Origin of the sequence: Streptomyces acidiscabies (assembly GCF_020010905.1) — a bacterium.
In the GTDB taxonomy this organism is placed as follows: domain Bacteria; phylum Actinomycetota; class Actinomycetes; order Streptomycetales; family Streptomycetaceae; genus Streptomyces; species Streptomyces acidiscabies.
In genome coordinates this window covers 834,726-851,725 of the sequence record NZ_JAGJBY010000001.1, presented here as the reverse complement: position 1 = coordinate 851,725, position 17,000 = coordinate 834,726, and the positions used below count along the sequence as shown (strand labels likewise).

Sequence of the window (17,000 nt, the reverse complement as noted above, 5' to 3'; positions counted from 1 at the left end):
CCGCTCGCGGAGGGGTCCGTACGCCGGCCGTACGCCAACGCGAAGACCCCCCACGCACCCGCCAGAGCCGACCTACCCTTGCTGCCTTCCGGCCCTGGGGGAGTTCAGTCAGATAGCGCCGCGTGAGGGGCTGACCCCAGCCTACCCGATCCCCCACCCCCTCCTTCCCCCCTCTCCCGCCTCCCCCGAACGGGTTCGCAACCACCCTCCGACGTCATGTAATGTTCCGACCGGAGGATTCGCCTAGTGGCCTAGGGCGCACGCTTGGAAAGCGTGTTGGGGGCAACCCCTCACGAGTTCGAATCTCGTATCCTCCGCCAGTGCCTCACCGGGCACGATGTCGAAGGGCCCCACCGTTCGCGGTGGGGCCCTTCGTCGTTGTCCGTCTCAGTTTCCGTCTCAGCTGTCTCAGTCCGTTTCCGGGAACTCTCAGAGCGCGTCGCCGACTTGTTGCGCGACTTTCCGGAGCATGGTCCCCGTCACGTGCATGTACCGGGCGCGCATCCGAGCCGCTCCCCCAGGCTCCCAACCCATGATCGAGTCGATTGCGACGTCCGGGACGCCAAGGATCAGGAGGACGGTCACGGCGGTGTGGCAAGTCATGGAGACGGCCGTTCCGTACAGAGCACAGGACGGGGGCTGAGCATGATCAGCACGCTTGCGCACCGGGTCGTGGTCCACGACAGCGACGACGGTCACACGGTCACGGCAGAACTCTTCACGGACGTACGACGGGAAGGCCCCCATGCTGAGCACGATGGCTACCCCCAGGTTCCTGATGCGAATGTTGGACCCGGCACCTGGACGACGGCCGGCCGTCAAGACTCTTCGGCCCCCACGACGCCCGCACAGAGACCGAGGCGAACAACTGGGTCCCACGATCCTGCGCACCATCTCACCGGAACTCGACTCCGACGCCTCCCAGGAGGCATGGGAACAGCTCTACACCCAGCGCATAAACACCCGCCGAGCCCTGTTGCGCCGCATGCCTTGGCCGGTGCCCGTCACCCATGCCCACACACTCATCAGCTGGACCATAGGCCCAGTGGCCTTCCTGCCACTGGCACACCAACAGACCACGCAGAACTCCCCACATGCGCATACAACTTCAATCCTCACACGCCCCGAACAACCGACTGAGTTACAACTTTCTCGGCTCGCTCCGCTCCCCGCACAGCGGATGGACCGAGACCCGTGAGACGGATACTCCGCAGTGAGCAGTCAAGGTCAGAGCAAATGCCTCTGGCAGGGAATCGGCCGACATCGGGATGGAGGGGCGCCATCGCCGACTGCCGACCCGTAGGGGTGCGCGAGGGAGATCCCATCCCGTCCACCGTCGCCCCAGGCAGAGCTGAGCAACCGGGATGGGAGCTGAGCGAGTCGCAGGCGAGGCAGAGCAGCAAGTTCTCGCTTTCTCATCCCGAGGCATGAGTACTTGCACCTTCACCTCCAAGCCATCCCTCGATCTCGCTGCGCCTCCAATACAGGCGGTACAAGATTCGGTGTGGTGACGGGAACGGTCCCCTCTTTGGCCCCTTACGCGCCAACCAGCTAGTGATCGTTTTCGGGCTCACCCGCGCAAGTGCAGCAGCTCCAGCGGTATCAACCCAAACATCGCCATCGGGCAGCTCCGGCAAGCCGAACAGCCGCCCTGCCGGGACCTCCTCGGCTTCAACCAGGGCCTCCAGCAGCGACTCATGGTGGACGGCTAGAGATCTTTAATGGTGGGGGTTACGTCGGGTCGTGACGTCTGCCGTGGGCTGCGCTATGCCGGAGGGATGAGGTATTCCGATGGCGGTGGGCTGACGGCCGAGGAGCGGGCTCGACGCGAGCAAGTCCGGCTCGCGGCAGCCGATCTGATCGAGGCGGGAGCTGGTGACGGGGAGGTGGCCCGACGGTTCAGGGTGACGCGGATGTCGGCGAACCGCTGGCGGCGGGCACTGGCCGCGGGCGGTCGCCAGGCCCTGGTCTCCAAGGGGCCGGGTGGTGCCCGCTGCAAGCTGGATACCGGTCAGTTACGGGCCCTGGAGACGGTGCTGGAAGCCGGTCCGGCCGCGTACGGCTGGAGTGACCAGTGCTGGACGCTGGCGAGGATCGCCGAGATCGTGCGCCGCCGGTTCGGTGCCGAGTACACCCTGGCCGGGCTCGACCTGCTGCTGCACCGGATCGGCTGGAGCGTGCAGATCCCGGCCCGCAGAGCCGCCGAGCGGGACGAACCGAGGATCGCCGCCTGGAAGGACGAGCAGTGGCCCGTCATAAAAAGAAGGCGGCGGACCTGGGCGCCTGGCTCTGTTTCGAGGACGAGGCAGGACAGGGCCTGAGGCCGCCCAAAGGCCGCACATGGGGCCGTCGAGGCCGCACCCCGGTCGTGAAGGTCACCGCCGCGGGCACCAAACGGGTCTCGATCGCGGCGCTGATCTGCACCAAAGACGGCCGTCGGCCACGGCTGATCTACCGCATCCACCTGGACCACGGCCCTGCCAAAGGCCGGCGCAAGGGCTTCACCGAGACCGACTACGCCCGGCTGCTGGATGCCGCGCACCAGCAGCTCGGCGGCCCCATCGTCTTGGTCTGGGACAATTTGAACACGCACGTCAGCCACACCATGCGACGACTCATCGCCGCACGGTCATGGCTGACCGTCTACCAGCTGCCGCCCTATGCCCCGGAGTTCAACCCGGTCGAAGGCGTGTGGTCGCACCTGAAGAGGTCCCTGGCCAACCTCACCAGACACAGCCTCGAACAGCTCACCACGCTGGTGAAGAGCCGACTCAAACAGATGCAGTACCGACCCGGTCTCATCGACGGCCTCATCGCCAAGACCGGCCTCGACCCCCAACCGCCGTAACCTCAGCCATTAAAGATCTCTAGCGTCACACTTCGCTCGTTCACACACCCCTCCCTCGCAGTTTTAAAGCTGCGCTTCAAGCTACACCACCCTCACCCAGGAAATCGTTGGTTTCAAATGGCCGTGTTGGCTATTCCTGCGTAGCGCCCGGTTCGGCGCCAAGCTCACGGAATATCGAGGCCACCTGGTCGTCAGGGATCCGCTGAAGCATCTGCTGCTTCAGCTCGAGGTCTGCCCGCTTACTCCTGTGGTCGAGGATGTCGCGAATGATGCATCGCAGCACCCATGCCACTCCGGGAAGAGATCCCAATGACGCCAGTTCACCAAGGATTTGCACCTGGGTCTCCTGGGGTGAGAAACGGCCCGGCCAGCCAGTCGCCGAACGAGCCCGTTGAGTCGCCAGTCCCACTGGGGAAAAATGGCAACAAAAAAGCCCGAACTTTAGGTTCGGGCAACAAAAAAGAAAGAGAGTCAACTCTCCGTCTTCAGCCTCCGGGCATGCCGGGGACGCCCCTCACTATGCGACAACTGCCATCAGGTGTCAACGGCGAACCAAGCACAGCAGGTCACGAGTGTTGCTTGCGCCTACCCTCAGGCACAGGAGCCCCCGCCGTGCGACAACTACGCTTGTCGCCATGCCTCTGCCGACGGACGACCCCATCACCCTGCACCTATACGGCATCGCCTGGGGGAAGGCTATGGAGCGACTCCCAGGGCCACCTCACAGTACGTCCGGCCCGGTGACAAGTGCAGAGCACTTGGCGCTACTCGCCACCCTGGCCGACTTCTCCGCAGGGCTGGAAACCAACATTCTTACTGCGACTTATTATGCCTGCGAATTTAAGGTATCTCAGGCGGAGATTGGACGTAGCTGTGGAATATCTCGTCAAGCAGTCCGCCAGCGACTAGCCAAGGCTGCAGCCGCAAGAAAAACGCATCAGCGAGATTCGTCTTACTGGGATTACGACTACCCAGAGGATGACTAACAACGGCTAACACAATGAGCTGAGTTGTCGGTGGGTGATCAGGCAGCAGGCCATCTTGAGGAACGCTTCGTGCATGTCGGCCCGCCGTTCCCAGCGGATGCGCAGGCGTCGGAAGCCGTGCAGCCACGCGAAGCTCCGCTCGACCACCCACCGGTAGGTGCCCAGTCCGGTGCCATGCCGGGTTCCACGGCGGGCGATGGCGGCAACGATGCCGCATTCGCGGACCTGGTCGCGGTAGATGTCGTGGTCGTAGCCGCGGTCGGCGAAGAGCGAGTCGGGCTTGCGGCGGGGACGGCCGACGCGGCCGCAGACAGGCGGGATCGCGTCGGGCAAGGGCAGGAGCTGGGTGACGTCGTTGCGGTTACCGCCGGTCAGCAGGACGGCGAGCGGGGTGCCGTGCCCGTCGGTGATCAGATGATGCTTCGAGCCGGCCCGGCCCCGGTCGACCGGCGAGGGGCCGGTGTGGCTCCCCCTTTTAGGGCCCGGACGTGAGAAGAGTCGACCACGCAGCGGGACCAGTCCAGCCGCGAGGCCGCGGTCAGCTCGGCGAGCAGGACCTCGTGCAGCCGTTGCCATACGCCGGCCTCGTTCCAGTCCCGAAGCCGACGCCAGCAGGTCATGCCCGAGCCGAAGCCCAGCTCCTGGGGCAGGTACTCCCACTGGATGCCGGTGTGCAGCACGTAGAGGATTCCGCACAGCACCTCCCGGTCCGGCAACGGCTTACAGCCCGGATACCGAAAGCGTCGTTCACGCTGCGGCAGCAACGGCTCCAAGCGGTCCCACAGGTCGTCCGACACGATCCACGGCGATCTCCCCACACCCGACCGAACGCTCAACTCCCACTTCGGACACGGCGATCAGTGTCGATCCACCTCATTGTGTTAGCCGTTGTAAGTCGCACGGGTCCGATTGATGCTGTGCGCCTGGCCCAGATGCTCAACTCGCATCTGATCTCCTCGCTGGGCCAGGTATCGGGCATGCTCAGCCCTGTGAGCACCGACAGCAACGATCACCCTTTGAACGGCAGCAACGGCACCGCGCACAGTGTCGGTGCAGATCTACCCAGGACAATTGCCACCCTGGACGAGGTAGAGGCGTACAGAGTCCTAGTGACGGGAGCCAACTGGGCCACCCTCGGGCACGCCTATGGGCCGGCCGCTGAAGCACCCAGGAGGCTGGCAGAACTCCTCGCCCAGGAACAGAGCGTCAGGACCAAAGCGCTCAACTACCTGCACCACACCCTGCACCACCAAAACACTCTCTACGAGGCGACGGTGCCCGCAGCACTGTGCGTGGCCTCGATCCTTCCGAATCCACGAACCACCCGCACTGTGGCCAACAGCCACTACTCGTCCCCCCTATGCATGCGCGCCGAGCTACTCCTCTGGATCGCCTCGGTGGCTGACGCAGTCACAGACGAGGCCGACGCCTTCAGCCGACGACAGGGATTCCCCCTGGACGACTACCCGCCAGCCGTCGGCATCCGAACGATTCGACCGTCGCTGCACTCAGCAGCCGTGGCATACGTCGATGACGCCAACCGGCAGGTAGCTGAGGCGGCGATCACAGCGTGCATTCCACTTCTGGACGATCCCCGTCTATTGCACCACCGCACATCACTGATACCCGCGATCCGGCAGATCCTGGGAACCAGCGAACGATGGCAACACAGAGAGCAAGCCATCGACGCCCTCGACACATGGGGCGAGGACTCCACAGGCCTGGAAGGCCAGCGGAACCCCTTCCTGTTCTGTGACAATGACGCCCCAACGCGCAGCAGCACGTGGTCCACCGACACAAGCGAGGGCTACAGCGAACCGCCGCCCTTCTGACGCAGCCCGGTGATCACGACCTGCCAACCCAGTGAGTTACAACTTTCTCTACTGGTTCAAGGCGGCTCGCTCCGCTCACCGCGCGCAGGCCCAGCCCCCGGCCGGGCCTGCGCTCCTGTCTCCGCCCCGCTCCAGCCCGTCCGGCGCCCGCGCCGCGCGCATAGCAATCAGCCGCTTGATGCCAGAGAAGGGGTACGTCGTGGCTGGGGCGGTCGGCTCCGCGCTCGTCGGGTCTTTATCGGCGAATCGGTGGCCAGGAGGTTGTGGGCTCTGGCATGATCTTTGGGATACACACTATCTTCACAAGGGGAGTGCTGGATGGCGTGCGTCTCGGGGCGTCCGAGCCTGAGCCAAGACGTCGATCGTGCCCTGTTTGCCGAATCGGCGGGAACTTGCCTTCTGTGCAATACCACTCTTTTTCCAAGCGACCCCGCACGCAAGAGGTCTATCTCCATCGCCGAACGGGCTCACATTGTCGCATACAGCGACGACGGCCCACGTGCGAATGCTGATTTATCACAAGAGTTCCGGGATGACCCGGCAAATATCGTTCTCCTATGCCCAAATTGTCACACCAAAATTGACAAAGCGCCCGAGAGTTATCCTGTCGAGTCTCTACTCAAAGCAAAGAAGGACCGACAGCGGGCCATTGCTTACATCGGCGGAACACCAACCTTCGCCAATCGTAGAGCTGCCCAGAAAGCAGCGAGACGCCTTTTGTTGCGCAACATGACGTCGTTCAAGACGAAGGGGCCCAACCCCGAGACAGGTGCAATCTACTCACGCGAGCAGGCTGCAATCTGGTCCGATTGTGTCCTGAATGAAATCGTGCCGACCAATCGGCTCCTGGTGGCACTGGTCGAGGTGAATGAGGATTTGGCCACTGCTGGAGAGATGGAAACGGCAGAACTACTTAGACAACATACTAACGCCCTAGAAAGTAAACACAGAGGAGAAACCCTCCTCGGGCCGGCGCCTCGCTTCCCGAAGCGGGCAGAAGCTCTCTTCAGCGAGGCGAACAAATGACTGAGATCCTCTATCTCACCGATTGGTTCATCCCCAAAATCGCGCAGCATAGCGCAGTTAAGTCATCGAAGCGCCTTTCCGCCAACCGTCTTGGTGTACTTCGAAGGGATGGTGTTGCTCTAACGATCGCGCCGGTTCAGGTGGAGATCTTGTCCGCGGATCTGGTGGAACAGATTCTTCAGGATGACATACCGACGATTATCTGTCTGGTCCCTAAAGCTTCGCACTACCTGTGGTCTGCCCGCGAGCGCGCCACCGAGCTGGGTTCAGATGTGCAGACAATGAGCGAAGTATTTTGGTCGATGACCGAGGAGGACCCACAGGGGTTCTTGTCGAACGACGTGACCGTTACCAGAAGAATCTTGCGTCAGCACTCACAGGCCCATCAAGTCGAGATGATTTGTGAGTCTTCTATGCGGATTGCCCGAGCGGGGGGAATGTCCGACGTCACAGTATCCGTTGAATATGGATATGAGTTCGGCGAGGAGGCTCTAGTGAAGGCATTGGATCGCCACCCAGGGATGGACGTCGTGTTGAACTCCAATCCCAATGGAAGGATGACAGCGGCAGCACTCGAGCACGCCAAACACGCCGGCGTTCGCCTATTGAACCTGAGCTCCCTTATGGGAGCGCTAAAAAATCCGTAACCGAGCCACCTTGCCATACGTCGAACAAATCCTCGATCAGGTCCTTACCTGTTGTTCAGTAAATCTCACCGAGGTGCAGCTACACGTATTCGGCTCCGCCATAAAGCCTGACAATCGCCAACCCAAGGATGTCGATATTCTATTGGTATACAGAGAAGGAAATCTGAGCCTGGCGCATGACATCTGCGACAGAATAAGGAGCCTTGTCACCTATCCGCCGATTGACATCCTGGCGCTTAGCCTAGAAGAAGAAAGAGAGACCAATTTCATTGAAGGTGTAAATGCGAAGCGCTTTTGGCCATCAGAAGACGCGGCTAATTAGAGCGGCACGCGTCGACGACTTCAGGGGAGGGCGAAGTGGCTGATCTTCAGGAGACGGCTGGGGCATGCGAGGACGAGGGCGGATTGATGCAAGACAACTTGGGGCGTCTGCGGACCTCATTGGGCTTCGACAGACTCGGCAAGCATGTTCTCAGCTCAATTGCTCGTGAGCTTGAATCCGTTGGCCTCGGGTACTTCCCGCTCGCCGTCTTGGATCCTCGGTGTAACACGGAGCCGCGTAAGGACCAGCAGTTGTGGGTGTACACGCGGGATGGGGGCGAGCGTGCCCGTGTCCTGGATGCCATTCTGCGCCCCCAGTCATACAACGTACGAAGCGCCTTGGACGGATTGGTGAGCGGCGACCACTCGTCACTGACTGCGGATGAGAAGCTGCGCGAGGTCCAGAAGATCGTCAACGCCTGAGCACGGTGCGCCGCAACTCTGCCTTTGGCTGAGCTGCGGCGTGCCATACACGTGCCAGATCCTGCGGGGAACCACGGGGAGTACCAGGGAACCACTCGGCCGCCCACCAGTCGTAGGCGCCGCTCCACCGCAGGTCAGCCCAACGGTCGATCGTGGAAAACCCAAGCTTCCCAAGCTCAGGTCTTCTGCCCGCTCTCGCCGTGCAGCCTCACCGCTTGCAGGAGACAAGAGCGCAAGTTCACCGTGCCGAGGTCGACGGAGGCATACGCTGCGGACCAGGGCAGTGTGGGGCGGAGAACTGATGGTGCCAAGAGGCCACGCGGGCAGCTACTTGTACTGGTCGGAGCGCCGCGTTGCCGAGATCGCATCTGACAACGGCATCAAGCTGGACAGTCGGCCGAACTGGACTCTCAAGGCCGCCTTGCAAGGCATCGGGGTCGAGTTCGGCAACGGAAACCGAGGTGACCTGACCCGCCGCGAAAAGGCCGACAAGATCGAAAAGTACATCGGTGCCAAGGCGGCCTCCGCCCTCGACAAGCCACCTCCTGCTCGCTTCGCCAAGGGGGCCGGCCGGATCCACATCGCCAGATTCATTGGTGGGCCGGAGCGAGACAAGGGGGCGATGTTCCACATCAGGACGACCAGCAGTGCAGGCCAGCAGATCGATCTTGTGCTCTTCGGCAGCATGGACAACTTCCCCGGACGGATTCTGCGCCCAGCAGACGCCCCCGAAGCCGGGTGGTTCTCATCGGCCTGGCGCGCCATCGCCGAACTGCTGGAGAGCCGAGGCACCAGGAACACGTCTCAATGGGATGATCCCGAACAACTGTCGGTGGAAGCTCTGAACATTGCACTGCACCAAGGCTCCATCGGCACAGAAGAAGAGCACGAAGCCCGCCCTTGGACACGTGGATACACGCTCGCCCACGCAGATGACAGCGAGTGGTTCGCTCAGGTCTACACCGACGTCCTACTCACCGAGAGCCGCTGGCGCCTTTCGGGCAACATGCTTGGAGCGCAACGCATCATCGTCGGAGCCCCAGTGTGGATCCGTACCGGCAGCCCAACATCCCTGATCCGCTACGCGCGGCTGCCCGACCGGCCAGCAGAAGGCACCCGGCGCCGACGGCTACCGTTCCTGCGCTGACGACGCCAGGATCCTGGGTCTACCGTCTCAGTTTCCGTCTCATTCACCCGGGTTCACCAACCTTCAGATGAGTCCAGAGCTCCGCACTCGCTCAATGGCCAACCGCCTATGAACGCAGGTGAACGCCCCTGTACACATCCCACCACCCCAGTTGGAAAGCGTGTTGGGGGCAACCCCTCACGAGTTCGAATCTCGTATCCTCCGCCAGTGCCTCACCGGGCACGATGTCGAAGGGCCCCACCGTTCGCGGTGGGGCCCTTCGTCGTTGAAGCGCGCCGGGCGGAGAGCGTGCCGGGGCAGCTGCCTCGGAATGGTATCGGGAGAGATAGTATCTCTGGCGATACCATCTCTCCCGGGAGGCTTGTCGTGCGTCGTTTCATCGGGCGGGAACACGAGCTGAACGTGCTCGGCAGCGCCTTGCGGGCGGTTCACGATGCCGTCGGGTCGGCGAAGCCGGGGCAGTGTGTCCTCATGCGGGGGAGGCGGCGGGTCGGCAAGTCCAGCCTCGTCGAGGAGTTCCTCCGGCGTACCGGGGCGCCGTGCCTCTTCTTCACCGCCGCGGGCGGCACCGCGGAGGACGAGCTGACGGAGCTGCTCGACGCCGTCGCCCGATCCAGCCTGCCGGAGCGGGAACTGTTCTCCGAGGAGACCCCGGCACAGTGGAACGCGGCCCTGAGGCTGCTCGCCGAGTTGCTTCCCGACGACAGCCCGAGCGTGGTGGTCATCGACGAGGTCCCGTATCTCATGGACCGCATCGACGCCTTCGAGGGCATGCTCCAGCGGGCATGGGACCGGCTGCTCAGCCGGAAGCCGGTACTGCTGCTCCTGGTCGGGTCCGATCTGTCGATGATGGAGGCGCTGAACAGCTACGACCGTCCCTTTCACCAGCGGGGGCGGGAGATGATCGTCGGGCCGCTGAACCCCGCCGACATCGGCGAGATGCTCGACCTGTCCCCGGCAGCGGCGTTCGACGCCGCGCTGGTCACGGGGGGTCTCCCCTTGATCTGCGCGGAATGGCGGGCCGGGGCCGACGTCCGGGAGTTCCTCCGCGACTCGCTGGACAACCCCATCTCGGCCCTGCTGGTCTCCGCCGAACGCTCACTGGCCGCGGAGTTCCCGCCGCAGGCGATGAGCAGGGAGGTGCTGCGTGCCATCGGGTCCGGGGAGCGGACCTTCACCAACATCGCGCGCGCGGCCGGCGGTATCGCCCACACCACGCTCACCCGAGCCACGGACGTACTGACCGAGAAACGGGTCGTGGCCGCCGAACTCCCCCTCTCCCTGAGGCCGTCGAAGGAACGCCGCTACCGGGTGGCGGACCCCTACCTGCGGTTCTGGCTCGCGTTCCTGGGTCCGCACATGGCGGAGATCGAACGGATGCGGGGGGATCTCACGCTGAGCCGTATCCGGGAGCGGTGGACGAGCTGGCGGGGCCGCGCCATCGAGCCCTTGGTGCGGGAATCCCTCGCCCGTCTCCTGCCGGACGGCTCCCTGCCCGCCGCCCCGGCGATCGGCGGGTACTGGACCCGCAGCAACGACGTCGAGATCGACCTGGTGGGCGCCGACCGGCAACCGGTGGCCCAGCAGTTGCTCTTCCTCGGCTCGGTCAAATGGCTGGAGAACTCCGCGTTCGACAGCCACGACCTGGCCGCATTGCAGAAGCACCGGGCAGCGATCACCGACGAGCCGGTACCGCTGGTGGCGGTCTCCCGAGGCGGGGTCGGCTGTTCCGGCCTTCAGGCGGCGTACGGCCCCGAGGAACTGCTCAGCGCTTGGCGCAGGGTGTGAGCGGGAACCGAGCGCCCCGCCGGTCACCACCCTCCCGGCGCCCCCTGTACTGACCCCGCTTCGGGAAACGTTCCTCCTGTCGTGTCCGGGGTCTGTTTTCCTCGTCTGCGGCGCCGGTCCCGTACCGGGCGGAACAGTACGTACGCCGTCGACACCACCACGAACCCCAGCCGCAGCAGGCCCCGCGTCGGGTCGTTCATGGTCGTCAGGACCGGTACGTAGAGGGTGAGGAGGCCGATCCAGGTCCACCAAGGGATCAGGCGGCGTTGGCCGATGGTGTCCCAGAGGAGGGTGCCCAGGAGGACCGAGGCCGTGTAGTACGTGTAGACGCTGGGGTCGAGGGCTATGCGGGCGTTCGCGCCCAGGAGGACTACCGCGGGCCAGCGGCCTCGGGCTACGGCGAGGCAGCCGAGGGTGAGGCCTAGGGCCGCTTGGGCGGGGCGGCCCCAGGGGGGTGTGTCGGGGGCTCCTACGCCCAGCCAGCGCAAGGGGGATGCCGGCTGGACCGGGATCGTGAATTGCGCCGCCGCGTACGAGTGAGGGGCGCCGATGAAGAAGGGGAGCCACGCCGCCGCCACCAGGGCCGCGCACCAGAGGAACGCTCGGAGCCAGTCGCGGCGAGGGAGGGCGAGGAGGAGGGGGAGGAAGGCCAGCGCCGTGGGTTTGGAGTCGAGGGCCAGGGCCAGGAACGCGCCGGTCATCGCCGCGTTGCCGCGTGTGAGGGAGCGGACCGCGAGGGTCGTGAAGAAGAGGGCCAGTACGTCGTCCAGGTGCCCGAACCTGACCGAGACCTCGATCCACATCGGGATGAACGCGAGCCCGGCGACTAGGACGCGCAGGCGCAGGCGCTGGTGGTTGGTGCCGGTGCCGAGGAGGTGCCAGGCGGCGCTGCGGCCGACCAGGACGAGGATCGCGAGGCCTAGCAGCGACATGAGCGCGGCGGCGAGGAACTGTCCCGTGCGTTCGGGGAACGGGTCGAAGAGGCCCGCGACGAGGAAGCTGACCGGGCCCATCTGGAGCTCGGGGTGGTGGGCGTAGAGGTTGAGGCCGCCGCCCGCGCCGCCGTAGATCAGCTCGCCGCCGGTGCGCAGGTAGTGCCAGGAGAACCCGCCGTGCGGTTCGACGACGGCGAACCACAGGAGTGTCCAGGCGGCGAGCAGCACGAGGTGCGTCCGCTGACCGATGACCGGCACGTGTCGTCTCTTCCTTCTCGGCCCTCTCGACCCGCGTCGTACCCGTACGACAGGGGTCCCCTCCTAGAGATGGCCGAAAAGGGGTGGGGGTTCACGGCTGGGCGGTGCGGGTGTTCACAGGGTGACTCCCTCTCAGGTATTAACCGGGTACCCCTACAGCCGTACGAGACCTTGAAAGTGCAAGTAGTCTGGCGAGCGGCTGATACCTACGGCGTCGTCCCGTACCCCGTAGGTCCTAGTACCCCGGAGCCACGCCCAGCGGAGCGCGGTTCCGGAGCGTGTCGTGTCCCGTGGGGACGGGGAGCGGCGCGAGTGCCGGGCCCGGCGGCGGAAATACCCCCCTTTTCCGCGCCGGGTCCGGCGTCACATCACGGGGCCGGCAGTGCCGCACGAGTCCCACCGCACGCGAAGAATTAGCTTGCGTGACTCAAGCAACCCTGTTTATGATTGCGTAAGTCAAGCAATCTCTTGATGTCGGACGCACCTCTCTCCCCCCTTCCCTCCCCCGGAGGCCCCGCCATGTCCACCGCACTCCCCCGACCCGCCTCCGCGGGAACCGCCCCGCCGCAGCCGAACGCCGTGGTGGCGGTGCTGGCGCTGGCCGGGATCGTCGTCTCGCTGATGCAGACCCTGGTCATCCCGATCGTCCCGGAGCTGCCGAAACTGCTGGACGCGCCCGCGTCCGACACCGCGTGGGCGGTCACCGCGACGCTGCTCGCCGCCGCCGTCGCGACGCCGGTCGTCGGGCGGCTCGGGGACATGTTCGGCAAGCGCCGGATGCTGCTCGTCAGCATCGTCCTGCTGGTCGGCGGCTCGGTGGTGTGCGCGCTCGCCGACTCCCTCGTACCGATGATCATCGGGCGCGGGCTCCAGGGGCTGTCCGCCGCCGTCGTACCGCTCGGGATCAGTATCCTGCGGGACACCGTGTCCGCGGAGAAGCTCGCGGGGTCGACCGCCGTCATGAGCGCCTCGCTCGGTGTCGGTGGGGCGCTCGGGCTGCCGATCGCCGCGTTCATCGCGGAGAACTGGGACTGGCACATCCTGTTCTGGACGTCCGCCGCGCTGGGTGTCGTCTCGTTCCTGCTGGTCATGGCGTTCGTACCGGAGTCGACGAACCGCGCCGGGGGGCGGTTCGACCTCGTCGGCTCGCTGGGGCTTTCCGCCGGGCTCGTCTCGTTGCTGCTCGCCGTGTCGAAGGGCGCCGACTGGGGGTGGACCTCCGGTACGACGCTGACGCTGGGTGCCGTCGCCGTCGTCGTCCTGCTCGCCTGGGGCTGGTGGGAGCTGCGGGCCGCGCAGCCGCTCGTCGATCTGCGGACCACCGCGAAGACGCAGGTCCTGTTCACCAACCTCGCCTCGATCGCGCTCGGTTTCTCGATGTTCGCGATGTCCCTGGTGCTGCCGCAGCTGCTCCAGCTGCCGGAGCAGACCGGGTACGGGCTCGGCGAGTCGATGATGACCGTCGGGCTGGTGCTCGCGCCGCAGGGGTTCGTGATGATGGTGATGTCCGCGCTGTCCGCGAAGGTCACGAAGGCCAAGGGGCCCAAGGTCACGCTGATGATCGGGGCGCTGATCGTGTCCGGGGGGTACGCGCTCAACATCGCGCTGATGTCCGAGGTCTGGCATCTGGTGCTCGTCTCCTGCGTCATCGGCGCGGGGGTCGGGTTCACGTACGGTGCGCTGCCTGCGCTGATCATGGGCGCGGTCGATCCGTCCCAGACGGGGGCGGCGAACAGTCTCAACACGTTGATGCGGTCGCTGGGGACGTCGTTCGCCAGCGCCATCGCGGGGGTTGTTCTCGCGCAGATGACCACGGATTTCGGGGGGCGGGCGCTGCCGTCCGAGGGCGGGTTCAAGGTGGTCATGGTGATTGGGGCGGGGGCGGCGCTTGTTGCTTTCCTGCTGGCGATGTTTATCCCGAAGGGGCGGGGGGCGGGGGCTGCCGGGGAGGGGGCGGTGGAGGCGGAGGCGGAGGGGGCTGCGGTGTAGCGCCCGTGCGGGGGTTCGGGGGCGGTTGGGCTTCGGTACGTCCTTCGGTACGCCCTCGCCCTTCGCCCTTCGCCCTTCGCCCTTCGCCCTTCGTACGAGCCTGAGGAGCGCAGTCATGGAACGGAACCCTGTCCCCGCCACCGGCCCCGTCGCCTCCTTCCTCCGCTTCGTGCTCTGCGGGGGTGGCATCGGGGTGTTGTCCAGCCTCGCTGTGCCGCTGGTCGCGATGTCGGTGCCGTGGGTGGTCGCGAACGCGGTCGTCACCGTCGTGTCGACGGTGCTGTGCACTGAGGTGCATGCGCGGTTCACGTTCGGTACGGGGCGGGGGGCGGGGGTTCGGGAGCACTGGCAGTCGGCGGGGGCGGCGGGTGTGGCGTACGTCGTGACCAGTGGGGCGGTGGTGGGGTTGCATGCGGTGATGGTGGCGCCGAGTCTGGTGACCGAGCAGATTGTGTACCTCGGCGCCTCCGGCTTCGCCGGGATGGGGCGGTTTCTGGTGCTGCGGTGGTTCGTCTTCGCGGGGCGCGGCGGGCGTGGGGGGGCGGTCGGGGTTGCCGGTGTTGTCGGGAGTGGCAGGTGGGGGTGGGCTGTCGGGCGGGGCTGCGTTGTCGGCGCTGTCGTGATACCGAGTGAGGGCGGGCTGCCGGATGGGGGCGGGCTGCCGGCGCCGTCGTGATGCCGGGTGGGTTTCTGGTGCTGCGGCTGGTCGTCTTCGCGGGGGGGGCGGCGGGGGTGCTTCTATCTGTTCGGTCAAGGGCTGTGGGCTTGGTCAGGCTGTTTGTTCGTGTCCGGGCTGGTAGAGAGCGCGGTGCTTGAGCATGGCGTGTAGGACGTCGACGCGGCGGCGGGTGAGGCAGATGAGGGCGGCGTTGTGGCGCTTGTTCTCCGTGCGCTTCCTGTCGTAGTAGGCCCGCGATTCGGGGCTGCTGAGCGAGGCGAACGAGGCCAGGAACAGGGCCCGTTTGAGCATCTTGTTGCCTCCGCGGGGCGGTCCTTCGCCTCGGATGGAGGTCCCGGAACGACGGGTGGTGGGGGTCAGTCCCGCGTAGGAGGCCAGGTGGGCGGCGGTGGGGAACGCGCCGGCGTCGCCGGCCTCGGCCAGGATGCGGGCACCGGTCCTGACCGCGACCCCGGGCATGGAGGGTGAGGACCTTCGCGAGAGGGTGGGCCGCCGGCAGGGCGGCGGCCCTCGTCTCCAGGACGGCCCGGCGCTTGAGGAGGACTGCGAGGGCCTCGGCCAGGCCGGAGACGATCTCTCCTGCCGAGGCCGTGCCGGGAACCGTGACGGTCTGCTCGGCCAGCGCGGTGGTGATCTGCTCGGCCAGGGGGTGGGCACCGCGCATCCGCGGCGCCGCCTAGAGCATGACCTGCGCGATCTGCTCGGTGCCGGACTGGGCCCGTTCGGCCGGGGAGCCGAAGGTCTGCAGCAGGGCCAGCACGGCCACGAGCCCGAACCGGGCTCTACGAGGAAGGTAATGGGCAGAGTCGGCCGCAGGTGCCGGTGCTGTCGGCGGTGCCGGGCGGGGCTGGGCTGTCGTGATGCCGGGTGGAGTGGGCTTGTCGAGTGGGGGCGGGCGAGGCTGAACTGCTGGGCAGGGCCAAGCTTCCGGGTGGGGGGGCCTCCGCGTGGGGGGCCTCCGGGTGGGGGGCCTCCGGGTGGGGGGCCTCCGGGTGGGGGGCCTCCGGGTGGGGGGCCTCCGGGTGGGGGGCCTCCGGGTGGGGGGCCTCCGGGTGGGGGGCCTCGCTTGGCCTCGGCCCCGCGTGGTCTCAGGCCCGCCCTGTCACAATCTCGCCACGTCATAACCCCGCTCTGTTATAGCCCCGCCCCCTCACAACCTCCCCCCGTCACAGCCCCGCCCCCTAACAGCCCCGCCCTGTCATAGCCTCGCCCTCATGGACTGGCTCGGACGGGTGGCGGATCTTCGGCAGTGGACTCGGCATGGGGTGCGGGCGCCGCATAAACCGCTTCTTCTGCTGTACGCGTTGGGGCGGTTCCAGCAGGATGCTGGGGAAGGGCTCAAGTACACAGCCGTGGAAGGGGAGTTGAAGCAGCTCCTCGCCGAGTACGGGCCCACCCGGCCGACTTCGCCCTCGTACCCCTTCCATCACCTCACCAGCGACGGGCTGTGGGAGGTCCGTACCGACCTCGGTGACGGCAGTCCCGGTAGCGGAGTACGGCAGTTGAGGGAATCCGGCGCGACCGGGCGGCTGGTCCCCGAACTCCGCTCCGATCTGCGGCGCCAGCCCGAACTCCTCTGGAAGCTGGCCCGGTTGATCCTGGAGCAGCACTTCCCGCCCTCTCTGCACGCGGAGTTGTGCGAGGCGGTGGGACTGGACCTGGACCCGCTGTACGCGTACTCCCTCACGAAACGCCAGCAACGAGACCCCCGCATACGGGAGTTGGTCCTCAGGGCCTACGACCATCAATGCGCCTTCTGCGGCTACGACGGCCTCCTCGACTCCCGCCCCGTGGGCCTGGAGGCGGCTCACGTGCGCTGGTGGTCGTACGCGGGGCCCGACACGTTGGACAACGCCCTGTGCGTCTGCGCCCTGCACCACAAGCTGTTCGACAAGGGCGTCCTGGGCATCTCCCCCACCCACCACATCCTGGTCTCCCCCCTCTACACCGGCACAGCTCCCGCCTCCCACACCCAGGTCACCGCCCTGGCCGACCAACCCCTCCGGCTCCCCGACGCCCACCCCATCGCCCCGCCCCACCGGAAGTGGCACATCAAGCAGGTGTTCCGAACGGCGGCTTGAGGAGGGAGAGGCTCGCGCCGAACCGGTACGTCAAGAAGCC

Annotated in this window: 14 protein-coding genes, 1 tRNA gene, 1 other RNA gene and 1 pseudogene; 12 read left to right on the top strand and 5 right to left on the bottom strand. The window is 66.0% G+C overall.

Going from position 1 to position 17,000, the window contains the following annotated elements; genetic code table 11:
* Positions 1-38: 38 nt before the first annotated feature.
* An RNA gene (ffs, locus tag J8M50_RS04150) (signal recognition particle sRNA small type) lies at positions 39-135 on the bottom strand.
* A gap of 97 nt (positions 136-232) precedes the next feature.
* Here ffs and J8M50_RS04145 point away from each other — a divergent pair.
* Positions 233-320: transfer RNA gene (locus tag J8M50_RS04145), tRNA-Ser, on the top strand.
* A 109-nt stretch (positions 321-429) separates the two neighbouring features.
* Here the strand turns inward: J8M50_RS04145 and J8M50_RS04140 are convergent.
* Positions 430-622 (bottom strand): annotated as a pseudogene (locus J8M50_RS04140) (site-specific integrase); the annotation flags it as partial.
* A gap of 1,156 nt (positions 623-1,778) precedes the next feature.
* Here J8M50_RS04140 and J8M50_RS50375 point away from each other — a divergent pair.
* Both J8M50_RS50375 and J8M50_RS50005 read left to right on the top strand, forming a co-directional pair.
* A protein-coding gene (locus tag J8M50_RS50375) for an IS630 family transposase (protein ID WP_422397533.1) occupies positions 1,779-2,848 on the top strand; the annotation gives its coding sequence in 2 pieces (ribosomal slippage) (positions 1,779-2,265 and positions 2,265-2,848; 1,071 coding nt in all).
* Between the two features lie 635 nt (positions 2,849-3,483).
* Complete coding sequence (locus J8M50_RS50005) at positions 3,484-3,834, top strand: sigma factor-like helix-turn-helix DNA-binding protein (protein WP_075661459.1); 351 nt, start codon at positions 3,484-3,486, stop codon at positions 3,832-3,834.
* 6 nt (positions 3,835-3,840) lie between these two features.
* Here J8M50_RS50005 and J8M50_RS04115 read toward each other — a convergent pair.
* Positions 3,841-4,652 (bottom strand): IS5 family transposase gene (locus J8M50_RS04115; RefSeq protein WP_223786159.1). Its coding sequence is split into 2 segments (ribosomal slippage): positions 3,841-4,326 and positions 4,329-4,652, totalling 810 coding nucleotides; the frame shifts between segments, so codons are not numbered across the junction.
* A 99-nt stretch (positions 4,653-4,751) separates the two neighbouring features.
* On the opposite strand from J8M50_RS04115, the gene J8M50_RS04110 reads away from it, so the two are divergent.
* The 6 genes from J8M50_RS04110 (at position 4,752) to J8M50_RS04085 (ending at position 11,018) form a co-directional block, all read left to right on the top strand.
* Positions 4,752-5,666, top strand: coding sequence for a hypothetical protein (locus J8M50_RS04110; protein ID WP_010352249.1), 915 nt, complete (start codon positions 4,752-4,754; stop codon positions 5,664-5,666).
* 318 nt (positions 5,667-5,984) lie between these two features.
* On the top strand, positions 5,985-6,692 hold the full coding sequence (locus tag J8M50_RS04105) for an HNH endonuclease (RefSeq protein ID WP_010352250.1): 708 nt from the start codon (positions 5,985-5,987) through the stop codon (positions 6,690-6,692).
* Complete coding sequence (locus J8M50_RS04100) at positions 6,689-7,339, top strand: hypothetical protein (RefSeq protein ID WP_141655555.1); 651 nt, start codon at positions 6,689-6,691, stop codon at positions 7,337-7,339. The genes J8M50_RS04105 and J8M50_RS04100 overlap by 4 nt, the downstream gene beginning before the upstream one ends.
* A gap of 357 nt (positions 7,340-7,696) precedes the next feature.
* Positions 7,697-8,083, top strand: coding sequence for a hypothetical protein (locus J8M50_RS04095; RefSeq protein WP_010352251.1), 387 nt, complete (start codon positions 7,697-7,699; stop codon positions 8,081-8,083).
* 301 nt (positions 8,084-8,384) lie between these two features.
* Positions 8,385-9,230, top strand: a complete 846-nt coding sequence (locus tag J8M50_RS04090; RefSeq protein ID WP_010352252.1) for a hypothetical protein — start codon at positions 8,385-8,387, stop codon at positions 9,228-9,230.
* 366 nt (positions 9,231-9,596) lie between these two features.
* Positions 9,597-11,018: an ATP-binding protein gene (locus tag J8M50_RS04085; protein ID WP_010352253.1), complete on the top strand. Its 1,422-nt coding sequence runs from the start codon at positions 9,597-9,599 to the stop codon at positions 11,016-11,018.
* Between the two features lie 23 nt (positions 11,019-11,041).
* Here the strand turns inward: J8M50_RS04085 and J8M50_RS04080 are convergent, their stop codons facing one another.
* Positions 11,042-12,211, bottom strand: coding sequence for a hypothetical protein (locus tag J8M50_RS04080; protein WP_010352254.1), 1,170 nt, complete (start codon positions 12,209-12,211; stop codon positions 11,042-11,044).
* A 519-nt stretch (positions 12,212-12,730) separates the two neighbouring features.
* On the opposite strand from J8M50_RS04080, the gene J8M50_RS04075 reads away from it, so the two are divergent.
* Together J8M50_RS04075 and J8M50_RS04070 are read left to right on the top strand one after the other, a co-directional pair.
* Entirely contained in the window at positions 12,731-14,200 is a 1,470-nt protein-coding gene (locus tag J8M50_RS04075) for an MFS transporter (RefSeq protein WP_010352256.1), read from the top strand.
* Between the two features lie 115 nt (positions 14,201-14,315).
* A complete protein-coding gene (locus J8M50_RS04070) occupies positions 14,316-14,876 on the top strand; it encodes a GtrA domain-containing protein (RefSeq protein WP_010352257.1) in 561 nt (186 codons plus the stop codon).
* A 93-nt stretch (positions 14,877-14,969) separates the two neighbouring features.
* Here J8M50_RS04070 and J8M50_RS50000 read toward each other — a convergent pair whose 3' ends face one another.
* Entirely contained in the window at positions 14,970-15,338 is a 369-nt protein-coding gene (locus J8M50_RS50000) for an IS110 family transposase (protein ID WP_010352258.1), read from the bottom strand.
* Positions 15,339-16,093: 755 nt separating this feature from the next.
* Between J8M50_RS50000 and J8M50_RS04055 the strand changes: the two genes are divergently transcribed.
* Complete coding sequence (locus tag J8M50_RS04055; protein WP_029183646.1) at positions 16,094-16,960, top strand: phosphorothioated DNA-binding restriction endonuclease; 867 nt, start codon at positions 16,094-16,096, stop codon at positions 16,958-16,960.
* Positions 16,961-17,000 lie beyond the last annotated feature (40 nt).

Excerpts from the sequence above, each read along its gene's own strand:
- J8M50_RS04070 (WP_010352257.1), top strand. The coding sequence starts at position 14,316 with ATGGAACGGAACCCTGTCCCCGCCACCGGCCCCGTCGCCTCCTTCCTC.
- J8M50_RS04105 (WP_010352250.1), top strand. The coding sequence starts at position 5,985 with ATGGCGTGCGTCTCGGGGCGTCCGAGCCTGAGCCAAGACGTCGATCGT.
- J8M50_RS50005 (WP_075661459.1), top strand. The coding sequence starts at position 3,484 with ATGCCTCTGCCGACGGACGACCCCATCACCCTGCACCTATACGGCATC.
- J8M50_RS04055 (WP_029183646.1), top strand. The coding sequence starts at position 16,094 with ATGGACTGGCTCGGACGGGTGGCGGATCTTCGGCAGTGGACTCGGCAT.
- J8M50_RS04090 (WP_010352252.1), top strand. The coding sequence starts at position 8,385 with ATGGTGCCAAGAGGCCACGCGGGCAGCTACTTGTACTGGTCGGAGCGC.
- J8M50_RS04075 (WP_010352256.1), top strand. The coding sequence starts at position 12,731 with ATGTCCACCGCACTCCCCCGACCCGCCTCCGCGGGAACCGCCCCGCCG.
- J8M50_RS04100 (WP_141655555.1), top strand. The coding sequence starts at position 6,689 with ATGACTGAGATCCTCTATCTCACCGATTGGTTCATCCCCAAAATCGCG.
- J8M50_RS50000 (WP_010352258.1), bottom strand. The coding sequence starts at position 15,338 with ATGCCCGGGGTCGCGGTCAGGACCGGTGCCCGCATCCTGGCCGAGGCC.